General features: G+C 63.7%; 13 protein-coding genes and 3 pseudogenes. 5 read left to right on the forward strand and 11 right to left on the reverse strand.

Features of this window, described 5'->3' with window-relative positions; all coding sequences use genetic code 11:
- Window positions 1-266: 266 nt before the first annotated feature.
- The 7 genes and pseudogenes from Atro_RS03235 to zwf all read right to left on the reverse strand — a co-directional run bounded on the left by Atro_RS03235 (window position 267) and on the right by zwf (window position 9,027).
- Window positions 267-1,505 carry a maltoporin gene (locus tag Atro_RS03235; protein ID WP_497926418.1) on the reverse strand — a complete coding sequence of 413 codons (1,239 nt, stop codon included), beginning with the start codon at window positions 1,503-1,505 and terminating at the stop codon, window positions 267-269.
- 580 nt (window positions 1,506-2,085) lie between these two features.
- Window positions 2,086-3,711 carry an NADP-dependent glyceraldehyde-3-phosphate dehydrogenase gene (locus Atro_RS03240; RefSeq protein WP_497926419.1) on the reverse strand — a complete coding sequence of 542 codons (1,626 nt, stop codon included), beginning with the start codon at window positions 3,709-3,711 and terminating at the stop codon, window positions 2,086-2,088.
- Between the two features lie 76 nt (window positions 3,712-3,787).
- Window positions 3,788-5,100 (reverse strand): annotated as a pseudogene (gene eno, locus Atro_RS03245) (phosphopyruvate hydratase).
- Entirely contained in the window at window positions 5,093-5,224 is a 132-nt protein-coding gene (locus Atro_RS03250) for a hypothetical protein (RefSeq protein WP_349618597.1), read from the reverse strand. Before Atro_RS03250 ends, eno begins: the two are co-directional and overlap by 8 nt.
- Before the next feature lie 15 nt (window positions 5,225-5,239).
- Complete coding sequence (pyk, locus tag Atro_RS03255; protein ID WP_497926420.1) at window positions 5,240-6,685, reverse strand: pyruvate kinase; 1,446 nt, start codon at window positions 6,683-6,685, stop codon at window positions 5,240-5,242.
- A gap of 72 nt (window positions 6,686-6,757) precedes the next feature.
- On the reverse strand, window positions 6,758-7,447 hold the full coding sequence (locus Atro_RS03260) for a bifunctional 4-hydroxy-2-oxoglutarate aldolase/2-dehydro-3-deoxy-phosphogluconate aldolase (protein ID WP_497926421.1): 690 nt from the start codon (window positions 7,445-7,447) through the stop codon (window positions 6,758-6,760).
- A gap of 110 nt (window positions 7,448-7,557) precedes the next feature.
- Window positions 7,558-9,027 (reverse strand): glucose-6-phosphate dehydrogenase, encoded by a 1,470-nt coding sequence (gene zwf / locus Atro_RS03265; RefSeq protein ID WP_497926422.1) that lies wholly within the window; start codon window positions 9,025-9,027, stop codon window positions 7,558-7,560.
- Window positions 9,028-9,201: 174 nt separating this feature from the next.
- Here zwf and Atro_RS03270 point away from each other — a divergent pair, with 174 nt between their 5' ends.
- The gene (locus Atro_RS03270) at window positions 9,202-10,071 is read left to right on the forward strand and encodes a MurR/RpiR family transcriptional regulator (protein WP_497926423.1); all 870 of its coding nucleotides are present in this window, start codon (window positions 9,202-9,204) and stop codon (window positions 10,069-10,071) included.
- 6 nt (window positions 10,072-10,077) lie between these two features.
- On the opposite strand, the gene edd is transcribed toward Atro_RS03270, so the two are convergent.
- From edd to Atro_RS03290, 4 genes are all read right to left on the reverse strand, one after another.
- Entirely contained in the window at window positions 10,078-11,904 is a 1,827-nt protein-coding gene (gene edd, locus Atro_RS03275; protein ID WP_497926424.1) for a phosphogluconate dehydratase, read from the reverse strand.
- A 217-nt stretch (window positions 11,905-12,121) separates the two neighbouring features.
- Complete coding sequence (gene gntR / locus Atro_RS03280) at window positions 12,122-13,153, reverse strand: HTH-type transcriptional regulator GntR (protein WP_497926425.1); 1,032 nt, start codon at window positions 13,151-13,153, stop codon at window positions 12,122-12,124.
- 626 nt (window positions 13,154-13,779) lie between these two features.
- On the reverse strand, window positions 13,780-15,525 hold the full coding sequence (locus tag Atro_RS03285) for a purine-cytosine permease family protein (protein ID WP_497926426.1): 1,746 nt from the start codon (window positions 15,523-15,525) through the stop codon (window positions 13,780-13,782).
- 676 nt (window positions 15,526-16,201) lie between these two features.
- On the reverse strand, window positions 16,202-17,716 hold the full coding sequence (locus tag Atro_RS03290; RefSeq protein ID WP_497926427.1) for a mannitol dehydrogenase family protein: 1,515 nt from the start codon (window positions 17,714-17,716) through the stop codon (window positions 16,202-16,204).
- Window positions 17,717-18,373: 657 nt separating this feature from the next.
- On the opposite strand from Atro_RS03290, the gene Atro_RS03295 reads away from it, so the two are divergent.
- The 4 genes and pseudogenes from Atro_RS03295 to Atro_RS03310 all read left to right on the forward strand — a co-directional run bounded on the left by Atro_RS03295 (window position 18,374) and on the right by Atro_RS03310 (window position 23,939).
- Window positions 18,374-19,300 (forward strand): AraC family transcriptional regulator, encoded by a 927-nt coding sequence (locus Atro_RS03295; protein WP_497926428.1) that lies wholly within the window; start codon window positions 18,374-18,376, stop codon window positions 19,298-19,300.
- Window positions 19,301-19,833: 533 nt separating this feature from the next.
- Window positions 19,834-21,368 (forward strand): annotated as a pseudogene (gene gpmI, locus Atro_RS03300) (2,3-bisphosphoglycerate-independent phosphoglycerate mutase).
- Between the two features lie 162 nt (window positions 21,369-21,530).
- Window positions 21,531-22,712 (forward strand): lactonase family protein, encoded by a 1,182-nt coding sequence (locus Atro_RS03305; protein ID WP_497926429.1) that lies wholly within the window; start codon window positions 21,531-21,533, stop codon window positions 22,710-22,712.
- 406 nt (window positions 22,713-23,118) lie between these two features.
- Window positions 23,119-23,939: pseudogene (locus Atro_RS03310) on the forward strand (NAD-dependent epimerase/dehydratase family protein).
- Window positions 23,940-23,969 lie beyond the last annotated feature (30 nt).

Below are 23,969 nucleotides of genomic sequence, written 5' to 3' on the forward strand. Positions count from 1 at the left end.
GAACGCTATGTTAACGTTAACAAAAGAACATATAAAAACAAGAGGCGTAGATGTCCGGTTCGACAAGGGCGGGCTTGTACAGCACCATCACACAGGCCTTGCGGACTCCTGGGGCGGAGTCGCGGCGCTCGCTCTCGAGCAGAGACAGGCAGAAAGGGAGCCTCGACTCCCCTTCCCTTCCGGCCATCGCCTGCCCGGATCCTGCTGCCCATCGGGCACGGGCCAGGGGCTTTCGTCTGCCACGCCGAAGCGGCCGGCCCCCGGTTTCACTTCCACCAGTATTCAACCTGCACGCCGAAGTTGCCGCCATGGCGGTCGGAACCGAAGGCGCCGGTCTCGGACAGCGCGGACTCGGGGTTCATCTCGGTGGCCGCGCGCTGCGCCGCCTCGTTCCAGGTGGCGTAGGTGTAGTAGACGCGCAGTTCCGGCCGCGCCCAGAAGCCCGGGCCGCCCGGCGACCAGGTCGGCGCGACGGTGAACTTGGTCAGCTTGCGGGTGCCGTCGGTCGCCTTGATCTGGTCGTGGCCAACCTCGGCGCTCACCTTGAACGTCTCGGTGAAGGCATAGACCGGCCGCACGCCGACCGACAGCCAGCGCATGTTGTCGCCATCGGGACGGACGTCCTTCTGGTAGACCAGCTGGAACTGGCCGCCGAAGCGCTCCGTGGTCTGCCAGTCAAAGTACTCGACCATGCGCCAGCTCTTGTTCTCCTTGTCCAGTTCGCTATCGCCGGTGTAGCCCAGCCTGGTGCCCGGCCCCTCGCCGTATTGCAGGGCGAAGGTGTTGTACTTGCCGCCGAGGAAGCCTTCCTGCTTGTGCTGCACGGCCACCGACCAGCCGCTGTGGCTATCATCGCCGCTCGGCTTTTGCAGATAGCTGAGGCCCACCTGCACTTCACCGCCGGGGTTGGTCTTGAAGCCGTTGACGTTGAAGTCGTGGCGGGTGACATAGGGGTTCTGCCAGTAATCGTCCTTGCGCGAGAAGACGTAGCTGTAGCGCAGGTCGCCGATCGGCACTTCGTCGAAACCGAAACCGGTGGCGCTCTGGTTCCAGTAGTAGTAGTCGGTCATGTGGATGTCGTTCCGCTTGTAGTAGCGGCGCCCGACCCAGAAGTTGCCGCCGTTGAGCACCGCGGCATTCTTCCACTCGACGAACATCTGCTGGATCCGCGAGGAGCCACCGCCATGTTCGTTGGAGTCCTTGAACTTCGGCTTGTGCCCGATGGGGTTGTAGAAGCCGCCCATGACCATGCCGGAGAGCGTCGACCCATCGGCAAGGGCGATATCGTGGTCCCAGGCCAGTTCGCTCCACAACTCGCACTCGTTGCCGAGCCGGTATTTCGAGGGCGCGCCGGGCAACTGGAAGCAGGATTGCGTACCGCCCTTGGTGTTGCCGCCGACCCCGAGGCGGTAATAACCGCTGAAGTTCAAGGCCTCGGCCGTCAAGGGCAACGCAAAAAAGGCGCACAGTGGAATAAGTGCCTTTTTCACCGACATTCTTTTCATATCCGCTCCGATTCTTATTGTTTTCTGGCCGGTAAGGAGCTGTACCCAGAACAGTCGCCGATTACCGTCAGGAATTCGCGATCAATGAGATAGCGCTATCCGTGCAGCTACCATTGCACGATGGACTCCATTACGCAGGGCTGGCTTTACCTTCGCCCTAGCGCCTTCTCAGGTCGTCAGGAGCCAGACGCGAGCAAGGGACTTCGCACCGCTCTACAGGAACGCATCCACAGGGGGCCGCTCGGCCGGACGCAGACAGTCGGAAAACGGATAAGGGAGAGGCAGCGTACGAATTCAGGAAGCAAAGATGGGCAATACAGCATGTTATTGAACCTTCTTATATTTATTCGAAGCCATGAGGAGCATTCCTCAGACTGAAACAACGCACCGAGCGTGCTGAAGCCTTTAGCTGAATCGTTTCAGCTTGATCTATGATAGAGCAACTTCGTTTCAAGGTATAGCCGGATCCGCTATCCGGATATGGTTTTCTCTGTCTGTATCCGCCCATTGGAGAAGCACGGACGGGACAAGGCCCGGATGGCTGCCGGACAGCCTGGAAAGCGCTGTCCGGCAGTGTCCGTCAGAAGATGTAGTCGGTGCTCAGGAAGCTCGACTCGCGATTGCGGATGATCGAGCTGATCAGCTGCTTGTTGTCTTCCTGGAACTTGGTCGCCACCAGGGTACGGATCGAGAACACCCGCAGCGCGTCGTACACCGACAGCGTCCCCTCCGCCGAGTTCTTCCGGCCGTTGAACGGGAAGCTGTCCGGACCGCGCTGGCACTGGGCGTTGATATTGATCCGCCCGACCTGGTTGGCGAAGGCGTCGACCAGCCGACCGACCTGCTTGGGATCGTTGCCGAAGATCGACAGCTGCTGGCCGAAGTCCGACTCGCGCACGTAGTCGATCACCGTCTGCAGGTCGCGGTAGGGCACCACCGGCACCAGCGGGCCGAACTGCTCCTCCTGGTAGACGCGCATCTCCGGGGTCACCGGGTAGAGCACCGCCGGGTAGAAGAAGGTTTCGCGCACCTCGCCGCCGCCCGGGTTGACCACCTTCGCGCCCTTGGCCCGGGCGTCGGCCACCAGGGTGGCGAGGAAGTCGGTCTTGCCCGGCTCCGGCAGCGGGGTCAGCGCCACCCCCGGCTCCCAGGGCATGCCCGGCTTGAGCGCGGCCAGCTTGGCGTTGAACTTCTCGAGGAACGCATCGACCACCTGCTCGTGGACGAAGAGGATCTTCAGCGCCGTGCAGCGCTGGCCGTTGAACGACAGGGCGCCGGTGATCGCCTCGCTGACCGCGTTGTCCAGGTCCACCTGCGGCAGGACGATGCCGGGGTTCTTGGCGTCCAGGCCCAGCGCGGCGCGCAGGCGGTGCGGGCGCGGGTGGAGTTTCTTCAGGTCGCTGGCGCCCTTGTTGGTGCCGATGAAGGCGAACACGTCGATCTTGCCGGTCTCCATCAGCGCGCTGACGGTCTCGCGGCCGCGCCCGTAGATGATGTTGATCACCCCGGCCGGGAAGCTGTCGCGGAACGCTTCCAGCAGCGGGCGGATCAGCAGCACGCCGAACTTGGCCGGCTTGAACACCACGGTGTTGCCCATGATCAGCGCCGGGATCAGGGTGGTGAAGGTCTCGTTCAGCGGGTAGTTGTAGGGTCCCATGCACAGCGCCACGCCCAGCGGCACGCGGCGGATCTGGCCGAGAGTGCCCTGCTCCAGCTCGAAGCGGCTGGAGCGGCGATCCAGCTCCTTGAGCTCCTGGATGGTGTCGACGATGTAGTCGCAGGTGCGGTCGAACTCCTTCTCGGAATCCTTGAGGTTCTTGCCGATCTCCCACATCAGCAGCCTGACCACCGCCTCGCGCTGCTCGCGCATGCGGGCCAGGAAGGTCTCGACGTGCTGGATGCGTTCGGCCACCGGCATGCTCGGCCACAGGCCCTGGCCGTTGTCGTAGGCCTTGACCGCGGCGTCCAGGGCGGTCAGCGCGGCCTCGGCATCCAGCAGCGGGGTGCTGCCGAGGATGACCTGCTCGTCACCCTTGTCGGTCTTCAGGTGGATGGGGCTGCGCACGGCGGCCAGCGGGCCGTCCCAGCGGCGCAGCGCGCCGTCGACCAGGTACTCGCGCTGCTCGAGGGGCGCGCCCGGACGGTATTGCTCGGGGATGTCGTTGGCAGAGGGGAAAAGGTTTTGCAGACGGCTCTCGGTGCTCATGGCTTGCGTCGTCCTCGTTGTGATTATGGAAATGCGCCCGGCTTGCCGTCGGGCGCATCGACCGTCCAAGTCAATGTTAGTGGCTGCAGCAGCGGCGCTTCAGCAGCGCTTCGGCGCTATAGGGCGCCTTGCCCTTCAGTTCTTCCTCGATGCGCAGCAGCTGGTTGTACTTGCCCACCCGGTCCGAGCGGCACAGCGAGCCGGTCTTGATCTGCCCGGCGCGGGTCGCCACCGCCAGGTCCGCGATGGTGGTGTCCTCGGTCTCCCCCGAACGGTGCGAGATCACCGCCGTGTAGCCGGCTTCCTGGGCCATGCGGATGGCATCCAGGGTCTCGCTCAGGCTGCCGATCTGGTTGAACTTGATCAGGATCGAGTTGCCGATGCCCTTCTCGATGCCTTCCTTGAGGATCTTGGTGTTGGTGACGAACAGGTCGTCGCCGACCAGTTGCACCTTGTCGCCCAGCTGCTCGGTCAGGTAGGCCCAGCCCGCCCAGTCGCTCTCGTCCAGGCCGTCCTCGATCGAGACGATCGGGTAGCGCGCGCAGAGGCTCGCCAGGTAGTCGACAAAACCTTTGCTGTCGAAGCTCTTGCCCTCGCCGGCCAAGGTGTACCGGCCGTCCTTGTAGAACTCCGAGGCGGCGCAGTCCAGGGCCAGGGTGATGTCCTTGCCCAGCACGTAGCCGGCGCGCTCGACCGCCGCCTGGATCACCACCAGCGCTTCCTCGTTGGAGGACAAGGACGGCGCGAAGCCGCCCTCGTCGCCCACCGCGGTGCTCAGGCCGCGCTCGGAGAGCACCGCTTTCAGGGTGTGGAACACCTCGGCGCCGATGCGCAGCGCTTCCTTGAAGCTGGCCGCGCCGACCGGCTGGATCATGAACTCCTGGATGTCGACGTTGTTGTCGGCATGCTCGCCGCCGTTGAGGATGTTCATCATCGGCACCGGCAGGCTGAACTCGCCGGGGGTGCCGTACAGCCCGGCCAGGTGCGCGTAGAGCGGCAGGCCGCGGGCCGCGGCGGCGGCCTTGGCGGTGGCCAGCGATACGGCGAGGACGGCGTTGGCGCCGAGGCTCGCCTTGTTGTCGGTGCCGTCCAGCGCGAGCATGGCGCCGTCCACCGCGCGCTGGTCGAGCGCGTCGAGGCCGAGCACCCGCTCGCGGATGGCGCCGTTGACATTGTCCACCGCCTTCATCACGCCCTTGCCCTTGTAGCGCAGTGCGCCGTCGCGCAACTCGAGGGCCTCGCGGCTGCCGGTGGAGGCCCGGAGGGCACGCTGGCGAGGCCCACGGCGCCGCCGGCCAGGGTGACCACCGCCTCGACGGTGGGGTTGCCGCGCGAATCGAGGATCTCGCGGGCGACGACCTGCTGGATCAGGGTGCTGGCATTACTCATCGTTGTTGTGGTCCTGTGCGGGAGTGGACGCGGCCTCGCCCTCGGCGAGCAGTTCCTGTTGTTCGGCATGGGAGGCGCGGATATCGAAATCGCGCGGCCAGTCCTGCTGTTCGTTCGCTTGCATCGAATCGCCCTCCCTTCAGTGGATCACGTCGCCGACGCGCACGATGCGCAGGGTGTCGGTGCCGCCCTGGGCCTGGCCGGCGCCCTTGGTGATCAGCACCAGGTCGCCCTCGAACACCAGGTTGCGCTGCATCAGCTCCTTGACCGCCCGGGCGTTCAGCTCGCTCTCGGGGATCCGGTCGGTGTCGAAGGGGATCGGGTTGACCCCGCGGAACAGCGCCACCCGGCTCTGCGTGCGCGGATGGCGGGAGAAGGCGTAGATCGGCAGGTGCGAGCGGATCCGCGACATCAGCCGCGGGGTGTCGCCGCTCTCGGTCAGGCAGACGATCGCCTTGACCCCTTCCAGGTGGTTGGCCGCGTACATCGCCGACAGGGCGATGGTCTCGTCGATGCGGTGGAACACCTGGTCCATCCGGTGCTTGGAGCGGTGCGCCAGCGGGTGCTTCTCGGCACCGAGGATGATCCGCCCCATGGCCTCCACGGTCTCCACCGGGTAGGAACCGGCGGCGGTCTCGGCCGAGAGCATCACCGCGTCGGTGCCGTCGAGCACCGCGTTGGCCACGTCGAACACCTCGGCGCGGGTCGGCAGCGACTGGGTGATCATGGTCTCCATCATCTGCGTGGCGGTGATCACCGCGCGGTTGAGCACCCGCGCCCGCTCGATGATGCGCTTCTGCACGCCGACCAGCTCGGCGTCGCCGATCTCCACGCCCAGGTCGCCGCGGGCGACCATCACCGCCTCGGAGGCGAGGATGATGCCGTCGAGCACCTGCGCATCGGCCACCGCCTCGGCGCGCTCGATCTTCGCCACCAGCCCGGCGTTGCCGCCGGCTTCCTGCATCAGCCGGCGGGCGTGCTGCATGTCGGCGGCATCGCGCGGGAAGGACACCGCCAGGTAGTCGACCTGCATGCTCGCGGCGGTCTTGATGTCCTCGCAGTCCTTGTCGGTCAGCGCCGAGGCGGACAGGCCGCCGCCCTGGCGGTTGATGCCCTTGTTGTTGGACAGCGGGCCGCCGACCTGTACCTCGCAAACCAGCTGGGTGGCCTCGACCTTGAGGGTCTTGAGCACCACGCGGCCGTCGTCGAGCAGCAGGATGTCGCCGGGCTTGCTGTCGGTGATCAGCGCCTCGTAGTCGATGCCGACACGGGTGGCGTCGCCGGCGTTCTTGTCCAGCGCGGCGTCGAGGATGAACTGCTGGCCCTTCTCCAGCAGCACCTTGCCGTCGGTGAAGCGCGAGATGCGGATCTTCGGCCCTTGCAGGTCGGCGAGGATGGCGACGAAGCGCCCGTGCTTGGCGGCCATCTCGCGCACCAGCTCGGCGCGGGCCTTATGTTCCTCGGCTTTGCCGTGGGAGAAGTTCAGGCGCACCACGTCGACCCCGGCCTTGACCAGGCCTTCGATGGCTTCGGGGGTTTCGGTGGCCGGGCCGAGGGTGGCGACGATCTTGGTTCTACGCAGCATCTTGTAGAGTCCTCCAGGGGAACTTTTTTATCGGTGCAACAGCGGGCAAACGGAAAACCTTCGGCTGATCGGTCAGCCCAGCAGCTGCAGGGCCTCGGCACTGGCCTGCTGAACGCGCTGCCAGTCGCCTGCGCGCGTCCAGGCGCTGTCCAGCATCCAGGAGCCGCCCACGCACATCACGTTGGGCTGGGCCATGTAGTTCTTGACGTTGCTCGGGTTGACGCCGCCGGTGGGGCAGAAACGGACGTTGCCGAACGGCCCGCCGAGCGCCTTCAGCGCCGGGATGCCGCCGACGATCTCGGCCGGGAACAGCTTGAAGCGGCGGTAACCCAGGGCGTAGCCGACCATGAGCTCGGAGGCGCTGCCGATGCCCGGCAGCAGCGGCACCGGGCAATCCACCCCGGCCTTCAGCAGTTCGGGGGTGCTGCCGGGGGTGACGATGAACTGCGCGCCCGCTGCCACGGCGTCGGCCAGCATGCTTTCGTCGAGCACGGTGCCGGCACCGACGCAGAGCTCCGGGCGTGCCTCGCGCAGCACGCGGATGGCGGTCAGGCCGTGCGCGGAGCGCAAGGTGACCTCCAGGGTGCGCAGGCCGCCGGCGGCCAGGGCATCGGCCATCGGCAGGATGTCCGCCTCGCGCTCGATGGTGATGACGGGAAGGATGCGCGCCTCGGCGCACAGCCGATCGATCAGGGCGACCTTGTCGGCCATGCTCGGCACGCTCTGGGAAGGGGTCGGCTTGTTGTTCTGGATGCTGCTCATATCGGTGGGTCCTTCGGGCTCACGAGCGCCGGTTGGAGTTCGGAAAAATGCGGAAAGGGGCACGAATCGCCGCCGCATGGACAGCGCTGTCCCCAGTGACGGAAAGGGGCTCAGAAATCGCCATACCAGCTGTTCCCGTCACGGGTGATCAGTGCAATCGACGACAAGGGTCCCCAGCTGCCCGCCGCGTAGGGCTTGGGCGCCTCGCCCTGCAGGCGCCAGCCGGCGATCAGCCGGTCGCACCACTGCCAGGCGTGCTCGATCTCGTCCTTGCGCACGAAGAGGTTCTGGTTGCCCTTCATCACCTCCAGCAGCAGCCGCTCGTAGGCGTCGGGGATCCGCGCCCGGCGGTAGGTGTCGGAGAAATTCAGCTGCAGGGGGCCGCTGCGCAGCTGCATGCCCTTGTCCAGGCCCTGCTCCTTGGTCATCACCTGCAGGGCGATGCTCTCGTTCGGCTGCAGGCGGATGATCAGCTTGTTGCCGATCAGGGGGCGCTGCTCCGCGGCGAAGATGTAGTGCGGCGGCGCCTTGAAGTGGATGACGATCTGCGACAGCTTCTCGGGCATGCGCTTGCCGGTGCGCAGGTAGAACGGCACCCCCGCCCAGCGCCAGTTACGGATCTCCGCGCGCAGGGCGACGAAGGTCTCGGTGCCGCTCTGCGCGTTGGCGTTGTCCTCCTCCAGATAGCCGGGCACCGGCTTGCCGAGGATGCTGCCGGCCACGTACTGGCCACGCACCACCTGCTGGCTGAGCTGGGCGGCGTCGATCGGCGCCAGCGCCTTGAGCACCTTGACCTTCTCGTCGCGGATGCTGTCGGCCGACAGGTCGCTCGGCGGGTCCATGGCGATCAGGCAGAGCAGCTGCAGCAGGTGGTTCTGGATCATGTCGCGCAGCTGGCCGGCCTTGTCGAAGTAGCCCCAGCGGCCCTCGATGCCGACCTGCTCGGCCACGGTGATCTCCACGTGGGAGATGTGGTTCTGGTTCCACTGGGTCTCGAACAGGCTGTTGGCGAAGCGCAGGGCGATCAGGTTCTGTACCGTCTCCTTGCCCAGGTAGTGGTCGATCCGGTAGGTGCGGTCCTCGGGGAAGTGCCGCGCCACCGCGTCGTTGACCTTGCGCGAGGAGGCCAGGTCGTGGCCGATCGGCTTCTCCAGCACCACGCGGGTGCGCTCGGCCAGCCCGGCCTCGGCCAGCCCGGCGCAGATCGGCTCGTAGAGCGCCGCCGGGGTGGCGAAGTAGGCGACCAGCCGCTCGGCATCGCCGACCCGGTCGGCCAGCGCGGCGTAGGCGCCGGGCTCGAGGAAGTCCATCGCCAGGTAGTCCAGGCGGCCGAGGAAGCGCTGCACAACGCCCTCCTCCAGCTCCGCGCCCGGCACGTGGCGGCGCAGGTGCTCGGCGATGGTCGCTAGGTGACGGCTCTCCTCGCCGGCATCGCGGGCCAGGGCCAGCAACCGCGTATCCGGGCACAGCAGGCCGGCGCGGTCCAGCTGGTAGAGGGCGGGGAACAGCTTGCGCAAGGCCAGGTCACCCAAGGCTCCGAACAAGGCAAAAGTGCAAGGCTCGACAGGAGTAACAGTCATGGTGTTTGTTCTTTTATCAAAGTCGCGATTTATGAAAGCATTCTTGAATCGTTTCATCAACAAAAATTACGTAATAAAACAACATTTCTCCATAACTGGGATTTTCAGTGGCTCCCTCCGGAAGCGCCCAGTTACGATAAGACCCTCAACGCATCGTCCGTCCCAGGAACCAACATGGATCGCACGCGCAATCTGCTGGAACAGATCCAGAGCCGTCTCGAAGAGCTGAACAAGGCCGAGCGCAAGGTCGCCGAAGTCATCTTGCAGGACCCGCAACAAGCCACCCGCTACAGCATCGCCTCGCTGGCCCAGGCCGCCCAGGTCAGCGAACCGACCGTCAACCGCTTCTGCCGCTCGTTCGGCGTCAGCGGCTACCCGGAACTGAAACTGCAACTGGCGCAGAGCCTGGCCAGCGGCGCCGCCTACGTGAGCCGTGCGGTGGAGGCCGACGACGGCCCCGAGGCCTACACCCGGAAGATCTTCGGCAGCACCATCGCCTCGCTGGACAGCGCCTGCCAGGCGCTCGACCCGCAGGCCATCGACCGGGCCGTCGACCTGCTGATCCAGGCCCGGCAGATCCACTTCTTCGGCCTCGGCGCCTCGGCCTCGGTGGCCCAGGACGCCGAGCACAAGTTCTTTCGCTTCAACCTCGCCGTGTCGGCGCAGAGCGACGTGCTGATGCAGCGCATGCTCGCCTCGGTAGCCCACACCGGCGACCTCTTCGTGATCATTTCCTACACCGGACGCACCCGCGAGCTGGTCGAGGTGGCGCACCTGGCCCGCGAGAACGGCGCCTCGGTGCTCGGCCTCACCGCCGCCGACTCGCCGCTGGCCAGGGCCTGCACCCTGAGCCTGGACATCCCGCTGCCGGAGGACACCGACATTTACATGCCGATGACCTCGCGGATCATCCAACTCACCGTGCTCGACGTGCTGGCCACCGGCATGACCCTGCGCCGCGGCATCGACTTTCAGCCGCATCTGCGCAAGATCAAGGAAAGCCTCAACCCCACCCGCTACCCCAGCGACGACGAGCTCCTCTAGCCAGCCTTACTTCAGCGCCTCCAGACCGGCGGTGAAGGCGCTCGCGCCCTGCTCCGCGGTGCTGAAGGACGCGCGCATGAAGGAGAACAGCTCGCGGCCGCAGCCGACGCCCGCACCCTGCGGGGCGCTCGCCGGTTCGCGGGCGGCCAGCTCGGCGGCCTCGACCAGCACCTCCAGGGTGCCGGCCCGGCCATCGACACGCACCACGTCGCCGTCGCGCAGCTTGGCCAGCGGGCCGCCGTCGATGGCCTCCGGACAAACGTGGATGGCCGCCGGCACCTTGCCGGAAGCGCCGGACATGCGCCCGTCGGTCACCAGCGCCACCTTGAAGCCGCGGTCCTGCAGCACGCCCAGGTAGGGGGTCATCTTGTGCAGCTCGGGCATGCCGTTGCTGCGCGGGCCCTGGAACAGCATCACCGCCACCAGGTCGCGCTCCAGCTCGCCGGCCTTGAAGGCATCGGCCAGCTCCTGCTGGTCGCGGAACACCCGCGCCGGCGCCTCCACCACCTGATGCTCGGGCGCCACCGCGGACACCTTCATCACACCCCGGCCGAGGTTGCCGACCATCACCCGCAGGCCGCCCTCGGCCGAGAAAGGCTGCGCCGCCGGGCGCAGGATGTTCTCGTCGAGGCTCTTCGCCGGACCGTCGCGCCAGACTAGCCGCTCCCCGTCGAGGAAAGGCTCCTGGGCGTAGCGACGCAGGCCGCGGCCGACCACGGTATTGACGTCCTCGTGGAGCAGCCCGGCGTCGAGCAGCTCGCGAACCAGGAAGGCCACGCCGCCGGCGGCCTGGAAGTGGTTGATGTCGGCCTTGCCGTTCGGATAGACCTTGGTCAGGGTCGGCACCACCTCGGAGAGGTCGGCCATGTCCTGCCAGGTCAGCTGGATGCCGGCAGCCTGGGCGATGGCCGGCAGGTGCAGGGTGTGGTTGGTGGAGCCGCCGGTGGCGTGCAACGCCACCACCGAGTTGACCAGCACGCGCTCGTCGACGATCTGGCCGAGCGGCATGAACTGCCCGCCCTGCTTGGTCAGGCGGGTGACCTGGCGGGCGGCCTCCTCGGTCAGCAGGTCGCGCAGCGGGGTGTCGGGATTGACGAAGGAGGAGCCCGGCAGGTGCAGCCCCATCACTTCCATCAGCATCTGGTTGGTGTTGGCGGTGCCGTAGAAGGTGCAGGTGCCGACGCCGTGATAGGCCTTCATCTCGGACTCGAGCAACTCGTCGCGGCTGGCCTTGCCTTCGGCGTAGCGCTGTCTCACGTCCGCCTTTTCTTTGTTCGACAGGCCCGAGACCATCGGCCCGCTGGGCATGAACAGCGCCGGCAGATGACCGAAGCGCAGGGCGCCCATCAGCAGGCCGGGGACGATCTTGTCGCAGATGCCGAGGTACAAGGCGGCGTCGAACATGTTGTGGGACAGCGCCACCGCCGTGGACAGCGCAATCACTTCGCGGCTGGCCAGGGCCAGCTCCATGCCCGGCTCGCCCTGGGTCACGCCGTCGCACATGGCCGGCACGCCACCGGCAACCTGGCCGACCGAGCCCATGTCGCGCAGGACGCGCTTGATCCGCTCGGGATAGTGCTCGTAGGGCTGGTGGGCGGAGAGCATGTCGTTGTAGGCGGTGACGATGGCCACGTTGACGGAGTCCATCAGCCGCAGGCGCTGCTTGTCGCTGCCGTCGCAGGCGGCCACGCCGTGGGCGAAGTTGGCGCACTGCAGCTTGCCGCGCTGCGGCCCCTCAGCGGCGGCCGCCTGGATCATGGCCAGATAGCGCTCGCGCGTGGCACGGCTGCGTTCGACCAGGCGTTCGGTTACCTCAAGGACGCGGGGATGCATGGGATAGACTCCAGGTAGCGGCTATGTTTGTTGTATAAAAACAACCATACCCTGTATTAACGGAAAAAACAGCCCTTAGCTTGTATATATTGATTTTGTTTTAACAACAAAAATAAACACCAAACGAAAGCCGCCCCGACCACCGAATCCAGGCGGGCAACGGCTGCGCAATCTGCCGGGCAGGCGCAGGCCTCCTCCCCTACCGGCGCGCAAACGCTCAGGTGCTCTCGCGCACCATCAGCTCGAAGCCGATGTCCTGCACCGGCTCGGCGATCGATTGGCCGGCCATCAGCGCGAGCAGCAGTTCGGCGGCACGGCGGCCGATGGCTTCGCGCGGCGTGCGGATGCTGCTGAGCCGCGGCACCGTGAAGGACGAGGCCGGCAGGTCGTTGAAGCCGAGCACCGCTACCTGCTCGGGAACCTTCACGCCGCGGCGCATGGCCTCCAGCAGGGCACCGTGGGCCAGGTCGTCGTTGCCGAAGAAGATCGCGTCGATCTGCGGATGGCTGGCCAGCAACTGGTTGAACAGCTCGCAGCCCAGGCCGACGGACGATGCCCGCGGGGTCAGCAGCTCCAGGGCCGGATCGTAGAGTCCGGCCTGCTGCAGGGCACGGCGGAAGCCCTCGCCGCGCAGCAGGGTGCGCTGGTCGAGCTGGGCGCCGACGAAGGCCATCCGCCGCCGGCCGCGGGCGATCAGGTGCTCGGCCGCCGCCGCGCCGGCGCGCAGCTGCGAGAAGCCGACGCAATGCAGGCCGGCGCCGGAGTCCAGATCCATCATGTAGACACAGGGGATGCCGCTGGAGTCAAGCATGCGCCGTGCGCTCTCGGTCCGCTCGAAGCCGGTGAGCAGCAGGCCGCGCGGCTGGTAGGCGAGGTAGTTGCGGATCAGGTCCTCTTCCTCGTCGCGCGAGTAGTGGGAGTTGCCGATCAGCACCTCCAGCCCCTTCGGCCGCATCACCGCATGGATGGCTTCGAGGGTTTCGACGAACAGCTGGTTGCCCAGCGAGGGCACCACCACCGCCACGGTCTGGCTGCGCGCGGAGGCCAGCGCCCGCGCCGCCGGATTGGCCACGTAGCCCAGCTCGCGGGCCGCGTCGCGGACCCGCTGCGCCAGCTCCTCGGCGACGCTGGGAATGCCGCGCAGGGCGCGGGAGGCGGTGATCGGACTGACGCCGGCGCTGCGCGCCACTTCGTTGAGCGTCGGACGTCCGGTGGTACGAGTATTCTTGTCGTTCTTAGGGGGGGTCATCAGGGCAGTCGCACCATATTGCAGCATCGGGGTCGAACGGCAGGCACCATCTGGGCCGCAGCGTCCGCAGGGCGGCTATTCTCGCCTCGCTCCGCTGCCGCTGTCTGCCCCGTATCGCGTCCGGCCTGCTTATCTAACAAGAGTGCTGACCCTAGGATAGCGCTGTCCATGTAGCACAGCAATCGTCCGGAGTGGATGCGATCCATCGCTCGCCATCGGCGCCGGGCAGCACTCGGATTCTCCTGCCCACCCCTGAAGGAGCGTCTGCGCAATGCCAGGACCTGGCTTCTCGTACCTCGAACAGCCCTTGGCCGTTGCCCGTCATGTCGCCCCGCGCATCGACCACTGAATGCCGGCGCGCCTGAGCGACCGCCCGCCTCAAAGACAGCGATATCTCACTGAAACGGAAGATAAGGGGAATCAATGGAGGTCGCCTTCGCCAACCCGGGCTTACCGTGGCGAATCCGCCACCTCAGGAGGCTGAGCCGGAACCATGAGCGTTTCCGGACCTATCGTCCGGGCTTGGCCGGATGGATAACCGCTTGATCCAGTCATTACCAGAACGATACCGACTTGTCCGGAGTTCTCCAGGGAAACTCCGGACAAGTCCGACCCTCGCTATTTACTCATAGAAGAACAGGCTGACCCAGTTCCTGAGCCTCGGTAAGCGCTTTGCGCCGACGCATCGCCCAATAGGCAGCCGCGAAATAAATCACGGTACAAGCGAACCCCACATCGTAGAAAGCACCGCGATTTGCTTCGTAAGTCGCCATGTCGGGGCTAAAGAACATCGTGTTGCCAGCCAGCAACAGGGCAATGGCCAAACTGGCGCGGGCCACTATGTGGAGCAATTTCGAAAAAGCGGTGTTGTCCTGGACCGGCATCTTGTAGGCCTTGGCCTGTTCTTCCTGGAAAGCCTCGACCTTCTTGTCAAAAGACAGTAACGCGGCCTCCTCCTCCGGATACTGCTCCCCAGCGCCGTATTTCTTGGCCATGAGCGTGTACACGATGATCGTAAAGATCCAGGTCGGAACGAACAGATAATAGAAGGAGATGATATCCAGGGCATTCAGGCCAAAGCCGAACACAAGGCCTGCGCCCCACGAGGCCACTGCCGGAGTGCTATGGCTGAGTTGCCGATAGGTTACCCAGTAGCGGGTCAAACCGAGCCGGGAAAACAGGAAGTGCTCGGCGAAGACAATCGCTCCGACCGGCACAACCAGCAGGCCCGCATAGGTCAGCAAAGGCAGCATTTTCGAAAAGACAAACGGGAAACAAGCCACGATCACTGTCACGACACCCACAACCAATGTTGTCTGCTTAAGCGAATACTTATGGAAGATCGCCTGTGCGGCGAGGCCAGCCCGGTAGAGATTGGCATTGGCAGTCGTCCAACCGGCGACGATCACCACCACGAACCCCGACAGACCTAGTGCATGGAAGGCCACGTCACCCGGATCCAGAGTGGTAATTGAAGTCTTTAGAATGACAGCGGTGCCCGCCCCCATGATCCCTGCAGCAATCCAGGCGATATAGTGGCCGAACAGCATTCCCGAACTCGTGCAGAGGCCATAGGACTTTTTCTTGGAATAGCGCAACAAGGCCATGTCAATCAAACCGAAGTGCGTAATCGTATTGGCCGCCCATGCGAAACCAATCACCTCGAGCAGCCCGATGCCCGGTTCTCCCTGAGCATTCACCCCTGTCCAGACCGACTGACTGCCAATCTGTATGAAGTCGCTCCAGCCACTCAAGGTGGTGTGCCCCAGGACCGACTCCGCTAAGGCGGGCATCAATACAAGTCCGCCACAGGGAAACATGATAAATAGCCATGGCGCGCAGATTCCCGAAAAGTCGGAAACGGCATTGAAACCATACATGGCCACAAAGACCACGATCATGCCGACGGTCAGCACAACCATGACGAACCAAGGATCTGTCGGATACCAGTTCAACTGTGCCGGTATGTCGAACAAGAACCGCACCGCTGTCGAAGATACGGTTATCATTGCCGCCGAAATCACGGTAAAGATAATGACATTTGCCCAGTTATAGAGCTTCGTCATATTTCCACCCGCAATCTTGTGCAGGTAGGTATACAGGCTCAACCGGGTTTCCACCGCAATCGGCGTGGTAATCAAGGTCCAACTCAGGATTGCCAGGATGTTGCCGATCAGCAGCCCCAGGAGGATATCCATGATTTGGGCGCCCATCGCCACAAAAGTTGCCCCGATGACAAACTCGGTTGCGGCAACATGCTCGCCGGCATACAACCCCATGAAGTGGGTCCAGCCGTGAAGTTTATGTTTCGGTATGGGCAATTGCTCTTCGCTCATGCCAGCGAAATCTCGATCATGCGTTTCTGCTTTCATGTCAGTGCTTCTTATAATTACACCGCTCAAAGAATTCCTGAAAAAGACTGGCCCAGCTCAAGCCCCTGCCTTTGCAGATTCCTTGGTTACGGGCTCTAGCCATCCGCTGGCGGAACGGAAGCAGTCTTTCTCAGACTCGGAAGATCATCTTGTTCGGGCGCTAGCCTACGGGAGGAGCGGAAGCAGATTCTTGCAGAGCCTTGTGAGATAGAAGCGCAACGGAGAGAGCAAGCACATGCGGGGTTACTGTAGGTTTCATTATTATTCACTCCTGCTGATCGCACGATCAGCCCTTTTATCTTTATTGTGACCCTCTCCCTGCGAAAGAGAATATTCAACGAGGAAGCCAGGGTGAAATGAATTACACCGAGCATTCACCAGCAAGACAAATTCATAAACAGCCAAAAACCTGTACTTTTTTGTACAAAAATAATGATCCGACCAAACACCCCCTCCCCTCAGAACAAAGATTCAAAAATCAACGAACCACAAAACATATACTTCCCCTGAAAAACCAACGAGGCCGCAAGGCTTATTGTCTTTTATATTTCACACGACGAATGCCGATCCGCTTCGTACAAAGCGATGAAACACACCATGAAATGGCCGACTCATGGCAGGGCGATATATATGTAAGACGAGCTTATCCGGCGCTCTCCGAACAAGCCCTCCCCGTTCAAGTCAAGGTTGCCAATTTCCTTTCGTCCACGCCAACCTCCTCTGCCATCGTCAACTCAAGCGTGGCACGCACGCCGAGTGCCTGCAGACGCTCGAGCTGCAGGCGGAAGGTCGCCACGAATGGCGCAGAAGCCGGAATCCTGTGCCCGAACACATCCTCGAGCCCCAGGAAATTCTCGACCAGACGCTCCTTGAGGCATGCGGCCGGCTGTAGCAAGGCGGCGCGCGGATCGACAATCGGATAGGTTTCCCCTCGCTCGTCGAGGCCGCGCAGGTAGTGGCACCAGGCGGCCAGGATCAGCGTCGTGCGCCGCATGTCGACGCCAGATTCAAGCTGACCAAGCAGGGTCGGCAGTACGAACTTCGGAAGCTTGGATGAGCCATCGGAGCAAAGCCGGCTGATCTGGTCACAGATTGCCGTGTTGGAAAAACGCTCGATCAACGTGTCCTTGTAGTGCTCCAGATCGATGCCGGGCACCTCGGCCAGCAGCGGCGTGACATCCCGGTCCATATAGGCGCGGACAAACTCCGACAGCTGCGCATCCTGCATCGCCTCGTGCGCATAGCGGTGACCGAGCAAGGCACCGAGGTAGGCCATCGCCATATGGCTGCCGTTGAGGAGACGAATCTTCATCTCCTCATAGGGCGTGACATCCTCGGTGAACTGTACGCCGACCTCTTCCCAGGCCGGACGGCCGTTGCAGAAATCGTCCTCCACCACCCACTGCAGGAAAGGCTCGGCCACCACCGGCCAGGCATCCTCGATGCCGGTTTCTTCGAGCAATTGGCAGCGATGCGCATCACTGGTCATCGGCGTGATCCGGTCGACCATGGCATTGGGAAAGCTGACGTTGCCGGCAATCCAGTCATGGAGCCCGAGGTCGCGCAATTTGGCGAAACTCAACAGGGCATTGCGAGCCACTTGGCCGTTATGCGGCAGGTTATCGCAGGACATCACGGTGAACGGCGTGACGCCGGCTGCACGACGGCGGGCCAGGGCTTCGGTCAGAAAGCCGAATACCGTCTTGGGCTGCCGTGGATTGGCCAGGTCATGGCGAATCTGCGGCAGATCGGCATTGAACTGGCCGCTACTGTCGTCGGTGCAATAGCCACCCTCGGTGATGGTCAACGATACGATCCGGGTTTGCGGATCGGCCAGCTTGCGAATCAGCGCTTCGGGGCCGTCCTCGGCGAGCAGGAAATCGCCGAGGGCGCCGACCACCTGAATCTGCGGGTTGTCGCTGTCGCCCAGCTCATAAAGGGTATAGAGATAGTCTTGGGACACCAGGGCCTCCTGCATGGCTCGATCTTCCGAGCGCAGCCCCACCCCGCAAATGCCCCACTCGCCGGCCTTGCCCCGGTTGAGCAGCATCTCGGTATAAATCGCCTGATGGGCGCGATGAAAGCCACCGACACCGATATGCACGATCCCCTGCTGGACCTGCTTGCGGTCGTATAGAGGCCGCTGAACACGCTCAGGAAGTTGAGACAGATTTTTGGTATTGAGTTTCACGTTTTTCTACCTCTAGACCGCTCGGATTTGTCAGGAACCAACGAAGCCCGGCCTTTCGTCAGGCAACAAGAATCCCGGCGCGCCGGAAGACGCGCATTAAAAAGAGTTCGAAGTAAAAGGCGAGGCTGGGGAAATCAGGCCGACCAGGCTGACGGGCTTGGTTTTCGCGAAACGTGGTGGAACCCTCGTTTGCCTTGACGAAGCTCTTCAAGATTAAGAAAGCCATTCCCGGCGTGACGGAGGCGGCGACAAATCGCCTTATGGGATAGTGATAAGTAACGAGCAGGCTGCACGGCCAGGCTTGATGGATAGCGCATGATTGCCAAGTCCTCTGCCGATCACTCGATCAGCTGTTTTTTATCTTTCTTGTCCATCTCCCTTCACCAATGAAGGATATTCGCCGGGAGACTCAGGATGAGATGGATTACACCGGGCATTCATTACCGAGACAAACTCATAACCTCCCAAAAACCTGTACTTTTTTGCACAAGTAACAGGCGCACCCAGCTAGGCCGGCGTCAAAATGAAAAATAAATCTATAAAAATCAATCCTTTAAATATGCCGAGCTTGCTTGCGAAGTTTTAAAATGTACAAGCTTTATTGATTTATATATGTTGTGCAGCACGTACGTCCCGACAAGATTCAAGCCCAAGGTGATGAACAAGCGAGCCACTACACGTCAGTCATCCCCCTCCTACGAGCTGATCCCCCCGAAGGAGCACAGCTCGATTCTTTATCGGAAGCACGGCTTTCCCGACCCTCTGGTCCGCTGGCACTATCACAAGGAATACGAGTTGCACCTGATCACCCACAGCAGCGGCAAGGTGTTCGTCGGGGATTACATTGGCAACTTCTATCCCGGTACTCTGTTCCTGATCGGCCCCAACCTTCCCCATAACTGGATCAGTCATACGGAAGAACAGGCGATCTATCCGGAGCGGGATCAGGTTGTCGTATTCATCGACGAAATGATTCAGGCGGCACGCAATGTCCTGCCGGAGTTCACCGAGCTGGATGGTTTATTGCAGCGGGCAAGCTTTGGCATCGAATTCCAGGACGCAGCGACCATCCGTGAAACACAGCGCTTGATGCAGAAAATAGCGACTTCCAATGGATTGGAATCCCTGGCCCACTTCTTGTCCGTCATGGGCCTTCTCGCCAAGACAGATCAGTACCAACTACTTTCCAGTGAACACTATCTGACCATCACCAGCGAGAAGAACCAACAGCGTGTCAATCAGGCGGTCAACTACATTTTCGATCATTACCACGAGAATATAAACCTGGAGGAAGTTGCCGAGGAACTCGGCATGCAACCCACCTATTTCTCGAAGTTCTTTCGCCAGGCGACCGGGCGGCGTTTTGTAGAATTCGTCAACAGCCTGCGCATCACCCGCGCCTGCGATCTGCTGGTCCACAGCGACCTACCGATTACAGATATCTGTTTCGAAGTGGGCTTTACCAATATATCCAATTTCAATCGCCATTTTATGGCTCTCAAGGACATGACCCCATCCAGCTATCGCAAGTTGGCGGGAGTTGCCTGCTTGCCTGACTTCCACGACGACACGTTGGCGAAATAGTTTGAGCCATACCAGGCTGCAGCCGGTCGCCGATGAAATCCGAACTCCCTCGGAACGAGAAGCCGCATCCTGAAAAAGTCGCCCGGACGCTCTTGCCAGGCCGCGCGGGATTGCCGGCCGCCGCAGGCCTTGGGGCACATCCGCACTCGTGAACCCCCGATGCACAGCACCGCGAAGTTAACGAACAAACACCTTTGAATTGGTAATAAAACGCACATAATCTTGACTTGGCAAAATCAAAAGCCGTAAATTTGCGTAAAATTACTACAAATCTACCAAATGCGCATGACGGCCCGCATTACTCGACCCCATACGAAACCTCAGCCGGACAGCGCTCGCTTGTCCACAAGCAGACGCATGCCGAGGCCCCGGCCATGTAACTGCGCATCCCTGCCGCCCCACCCCCTCTTCCAGCACGCCCGCCAGCCCAAAGCCGGGAGAGCGCCCATCGGCAACCGCCTTTACAGAATTCCAGGACGCCCGGCCTGCCGGGCCTTCTTCCCCAGCCTCAGCCTCCCCAGGAGGGTCGCAACATGACTGCTACGCCCAAACCGCTGGTCCTCGTCATCCTCGACGGCTTCGGTCACAGTGACAGCCCCGCCCACAACGCCATCCTCGCCGCCCGCACCCCGGTGCTCGACCGCCTGAACGCCAGCTGCCCGCACGGCCTGATCTCCGGCTCCGGCATGGACGTCGGCCTGCCCGACGGCCAGATGGGCAACTCCGAGGTCGGCCACATGAACCTCGGCGCCGGCCGCGTGCTCTACCAGGACTTCACCCGGGTGACCAAGGCCATCCAGGACGGCGAGTTCTTCGACAATCCGGCCATCTGCGCCGCCGTCGACCAGGCGGTCGCCGCCGGCAAGGCGGTGCACATCCTCGGCCTGCTTTCCGAAGGCGGCGTGCACAGCCACCAGGACCACATCGCCGCCATGGCCGAACTGGCCGTGCGCCGCGGCGCCGAGAAGATCTACCTGCACGCCTTCCTCGACGGCCGCGACACCCGCCGAAAAGCGCCCTGAGCCCCCTGCTGACCCTCGACGCCTGCTTCGCCCGCCTCGGCCAGGGCCGCATCGCCAGCCTGATCGGCCGCTACTTCGCCCTGGACCGCGACAACCGCTGGGACCGCGTCGAGCAGGCCTACCGGCTGATCGTCGACGGCACGGCCGAGTACGCCGCCGCCACCGCCGCCGCCGGCCTGGAGGCCGCCTACGCGCGCGGCGAGAGCGACGAGTTCGTCAAGGCCACCGCCGTCGGCGCGCCGGTGAAGGTGGAGGACGGCGACGCCGTGGTGTTCATGAACTTCCGCGCCGACCGCGCCCGCGAACTGACCCGTGCCTTCGTCGAGACCGACTTCCGGGAGTTCGAGCGCCCGCGCCTGCCGCAGCTGGCCGGCTTCGTCACCCTCACCCAGTACTCGGCGAGCATCCCGGCGCCCTGCGCCTTCCCGCCCACGGAGCTGAGCAACGTGCTCGGCGAGTACCTGGCGAAGCACGGCAAGACCCAGCTGCGCATCGCCGAGACCGAGAAGTACGCCCACGTCACCTTCTTCTTCTCCGGCGGCCGCGAGGAGCCGTTCGCCGGCGAGGAGCGCATCCTGATCCCCTCGCCGCCGGTCGCCACCTACGACCTCAAGCCGGAGATGAGCGCGCCGGAAGTCACCGACCGCATCGTCGAGGCGATCGAGAGCCGGCGTTTCGACGTGATCGTCGCCAACTACGCCAACGGCGACATGGTCGGGCATACCGGGGTGTTCGAGGCGGCGGTCAAGGCGGTCGAATGCCTGGACACCTGCCTCGGGCGCGTCGTCGCGGCGCTGGAGAAGGTCGGCGGCGAGGCGCTGATCACCGCCGACCACGGCAACGTCGAGCAGATGGAGGACGAGGCCACCGGCCAGGCGCACACCGCGCACACCTGCGAGCCGGTGCCCTTCCTCTACGTGGGCCCGCGCAAGCTGCGCATCCGCGCCGGCGGCGTGCTGGCCGACGTGGCGCCGACCATGCTGAAGCTGCTCGATCTGCCGCAGCCGCAGGAAATGACCGGCCAGCCGCTCATCGAGCCGGCCTGAGGCAGCGCCTCGCCGAAGGTGCTACTGCTTGATGGATAACCGGATGGCCTGCTCGGATCCAGGCCATTCGGGACGGGACCTCCCGTTCAGCCGCGGCCGGCAGGGGCCGTGGCAGCCGTGCGACCCGCTCACAACGACAAGTCCTGGAAGGCGAACTCCCCGATGACAAGAACAACAATGCAGCGCGCCGCTGCAATCTGCATGCTTGCCGCCCTCCCCCTCGCCAGCATGGCGGAGGAACAGACCTATCCGCTGTGGATCGGCAGTTATACCGCCGGTCCCAGCGAGGGCATCTACGTGCACCGCTTCGACAGCCGGAGCGGCACCCTCTCCAGCCAGCCGCTGCAGGTGGTGAAGACGGAAAACCCCAGCTGGCTGGCCTTCTCCCCCGACCGCCGATATCTGTTCGCGGTCAACGAGAACGGTCCGGGCCAATCGGACATCGTCGGCCGCGTCACTTCGTTCCGGGTCGACCCGGCCAAGGGCAGCCTGGAAAAGATCAACGAGGTGAAGTCGCTCGGCAGCGAACCAACGCATCTCAGCGTCAGCCGCGACGGCACGCACCTGTTCGTCTCCAACTATTCGGTGGCGGCCGATCCGGGAGGCACCCTGGTGGTGATCCCGGTGGACGCCGAGGGCCGGCTCCAGCCGGTCAGCCAGGTCAAGACCCATCGCGCCAGCCAGGCCCATCCCGAGCGCCAGCAATCGCCCCACGTGCATTCGGCGGTCGAGTCGCCGGACGGGCGCTATGTATTCGCCCAGGACCTCGGCGCCGACAAGATCTACGTCTACCGCTACGATCCGGCGACCCATCCCGAGCAGCCGCTCAGCGCCAGCCAGACGCAGCCCTTCGTCGAGCTGCCGGCAGGCTCCGGCCCTCGTCACCTGGTGTTCGGTCCGACCGGCAGGCAGGCCTACGCGACCCTGGAGATGCAGGGGAGCATCGCCGTCTTCGACTATGCCGACGGCCGGCTCACGCCCAAGCAGACCGTCCCGCTGGCCGCCGGGGACTTCCAGGGCCAGAACAAGGCTGCCGCCCTGCACGTCTCGCCGGACGGCCGCTTCCTCTACGCGACCAACCGCGGCACCGCCAACGAGCTGGTGGTCTTCCGGATCGATCCGGACGACGGGCGGCTCGGCCTCGTGTCGCGTCATTCGGTGCAGGGCGAAGAACCGCGCGAATTCACCTTCGATCCGACCGGCCGCTTCATTCTGATCGCCAACCAGAACAGCAACGCCATCGTCGTCATGGAGCGCGATCCGGACACCGGCAAGGCGGGCAGAATCACCCAGACCCTGGCGTTTCCCTCGCCGTCCGACGTGAAGTTCGCCACCAGCCCCTGAGGCATCACGGCCAGCTTGTATGACAGGCTGATTGCCTTCCGCTGCTCGATAAAAACCAGCAAAACCGCACCTCTTGAACAGGTGCGGGTCGGGAGCGCGCCAGCATTCCTCATAGTCATCATACAACAATAACGACAGCTCATCGTCTTCGCCACGCTCTGACACAGCAAATCGCCATTACTCAAGCCGGCTCGCAATCATCCGACAACTTGCCACCGACGCTGCCGAATCGAGCCATTTAGCGCCTGGATGCAGCGCCAGTAGCATCCCTGCCTCTATGCACTCTCATCACCAGCAAAGCCCTCGGCGGCGTTGACAAAGACGACGGAAGCTGTCGATAATTTTCCATGTCATACGACGACATATGACAAATCCAGACAACAATCAGACAGAACGGATCATCGCCATGTCTCAGCCTGCACCGAGCCCCACCCTCAATCGCCTCCTGCTCACCGGCGCGGCCGGCAACCTCGGAAGGTCCTGCGGGAAAGCCTGCGTCCCTATGCCCGCATCCTCCGTCTGTCCGATATCAGCCCGATGGCGCCGGCTGCCGGCGACCACGAGGAGGTGGTGACCTGCGACCTGGCGGACAAGGCCGCGGTCCATGCCCTGATCGAGGGCGTGGATGCCATCGTCCACTTCGGCGGCATCTCGGTGGAGCGGCGCTTCGAGGAGATCCTCGAGGCCAATATCCGCGGCACCTTCCACCTCTACGAGGCGGCACGCCGGCACGGCGTCCGTCGCGTGGTGTTCGCCAGTTCCAACCACGTCATCGGCTTCTACAAGCAGAGCGAGACGCTCGACGCCGGCGCCGCCCACCGGCCCGACGGCTACTACGGCCTGTCCAAGGCCTACGGCGAGGACATGGCCAGCTTCTACTTTGACCGCTACGGCATCGAGACGGTGAGCATCCGCATCGGTTCCTCCTTCGACGAGGCGCAGAATCGCCGGATGCTCAGCACCTGGCTGAGCTATCGCGACCTCACCGACCTCATCGGCCGTGCGCTGTTCACCCCCGCTGTCGGCCACACCATCGTCTACGGCGCCTCGAACAACCGCGACCTCTGGTGGGACAACCGCCTGGCCGCGCATCTGGGCTACGAACCGCAGGACAGCTCGGAAATCTTCCGCGCCAAGGTCGAGGCCCAGCCGGCTCCGGCAGCGGACGACCCGGTGGCGGTCTACCAGGGCGGCGCCTTCACCGCCGCCGGCCCGTTCGACGACTGATCCGCCCGCGCCCGATAACGACAAGAGACA

It is taken from the genome of Azotobacter tropicalis (assembly GCF_059739045.1).

Excerpts from the sequence above, each read along its gene's own strand:
- Atro_RS03235 (WP_497926418.1), bottom strand. The coding sequence starts at position 1,505 with ATGAAAAGAATGTCGGTGAAAAAGGCACTTATTCCACTGTGCGCCTTT.
- Atro_RS03240 (WP_497926419.1), bottom strand. The coding sequence starts at position 3,711 with ATGAGCACCGAGAGCCGTCTGCAAAACCTTTTCCCCTCTGCCAACGAC.
- Atro_RS03250 (WP_349618597.1), bottom strand. The coding sequence starts at position 5,224 with ATGCAAGCGAACGAACAGCAGGACTGGCCGCGCGATTTCGATATCCGC.
- pyk (WP_497926420.1), bottom strand. The coding sequence starts at position 6,685 with ATGCTGCGTAGAACCAAGATCGTCGCCACCCTCGGCCCGGCCACCGAA.
- Atro_RS03260 (WP_497926421.1), bottom strand. The coding sequence starts at position 7,447 with ATGAGCAGCATCCAGAACAACAAGCCGACCCCTTCCCAGAGCGTGCCG.
- zwf (WP_497926422.1), bottom strand. The coding sequence starts at position 9,027 with ATGACTGTTACTCCTGTCGAGCCTTGCACTTTTGCCTTGTTCGGAGCC.
- Atro_RS03270 (WP_497926423.1), top strand. The coding sequence starts at position 9,202 with ATGGATCGCACGCGCAATCTGCTGGAACAGATCCAGAGCCGTCTCGAA.
- edd (WP_497926424.1), bottom strand. The coding sequence starts at position 11,904 with ATGCATCCCCGCGTCCTTGAGGTAACCGAACGCCTGGTCGAACGCAGC.
- gntR (WP_497926425.1), bottom strand. The coding sequence starts at position 13,153 with ATGACCCCCCCTAAGAACGACAAGAATACTCGTACCACCGGACGTCCG.
- Atro_RS03285 (WP_497926426.1), bottom strand. The coding sequence starts at position 15,525 with ATGAAAGCAGAAACGCATGATCGAGATTTCGCTGGCATGAGCGAAGAG.
- Atro_RS03295 (WP_497926428.1), top strand. The coding sequence starts at position 18,374 with ATGAACAAGCGAGCCACTACACGTCAGTCATCCCCCTCCTACGAGCTG.
- Atro_RS03305 (WP_497926429.1), top strand. The coding sequence starts at position 21,531 with ATGACAAGAACAACAATGCAGCGCGCCGCTGCAATCTGCATGCTTGCC.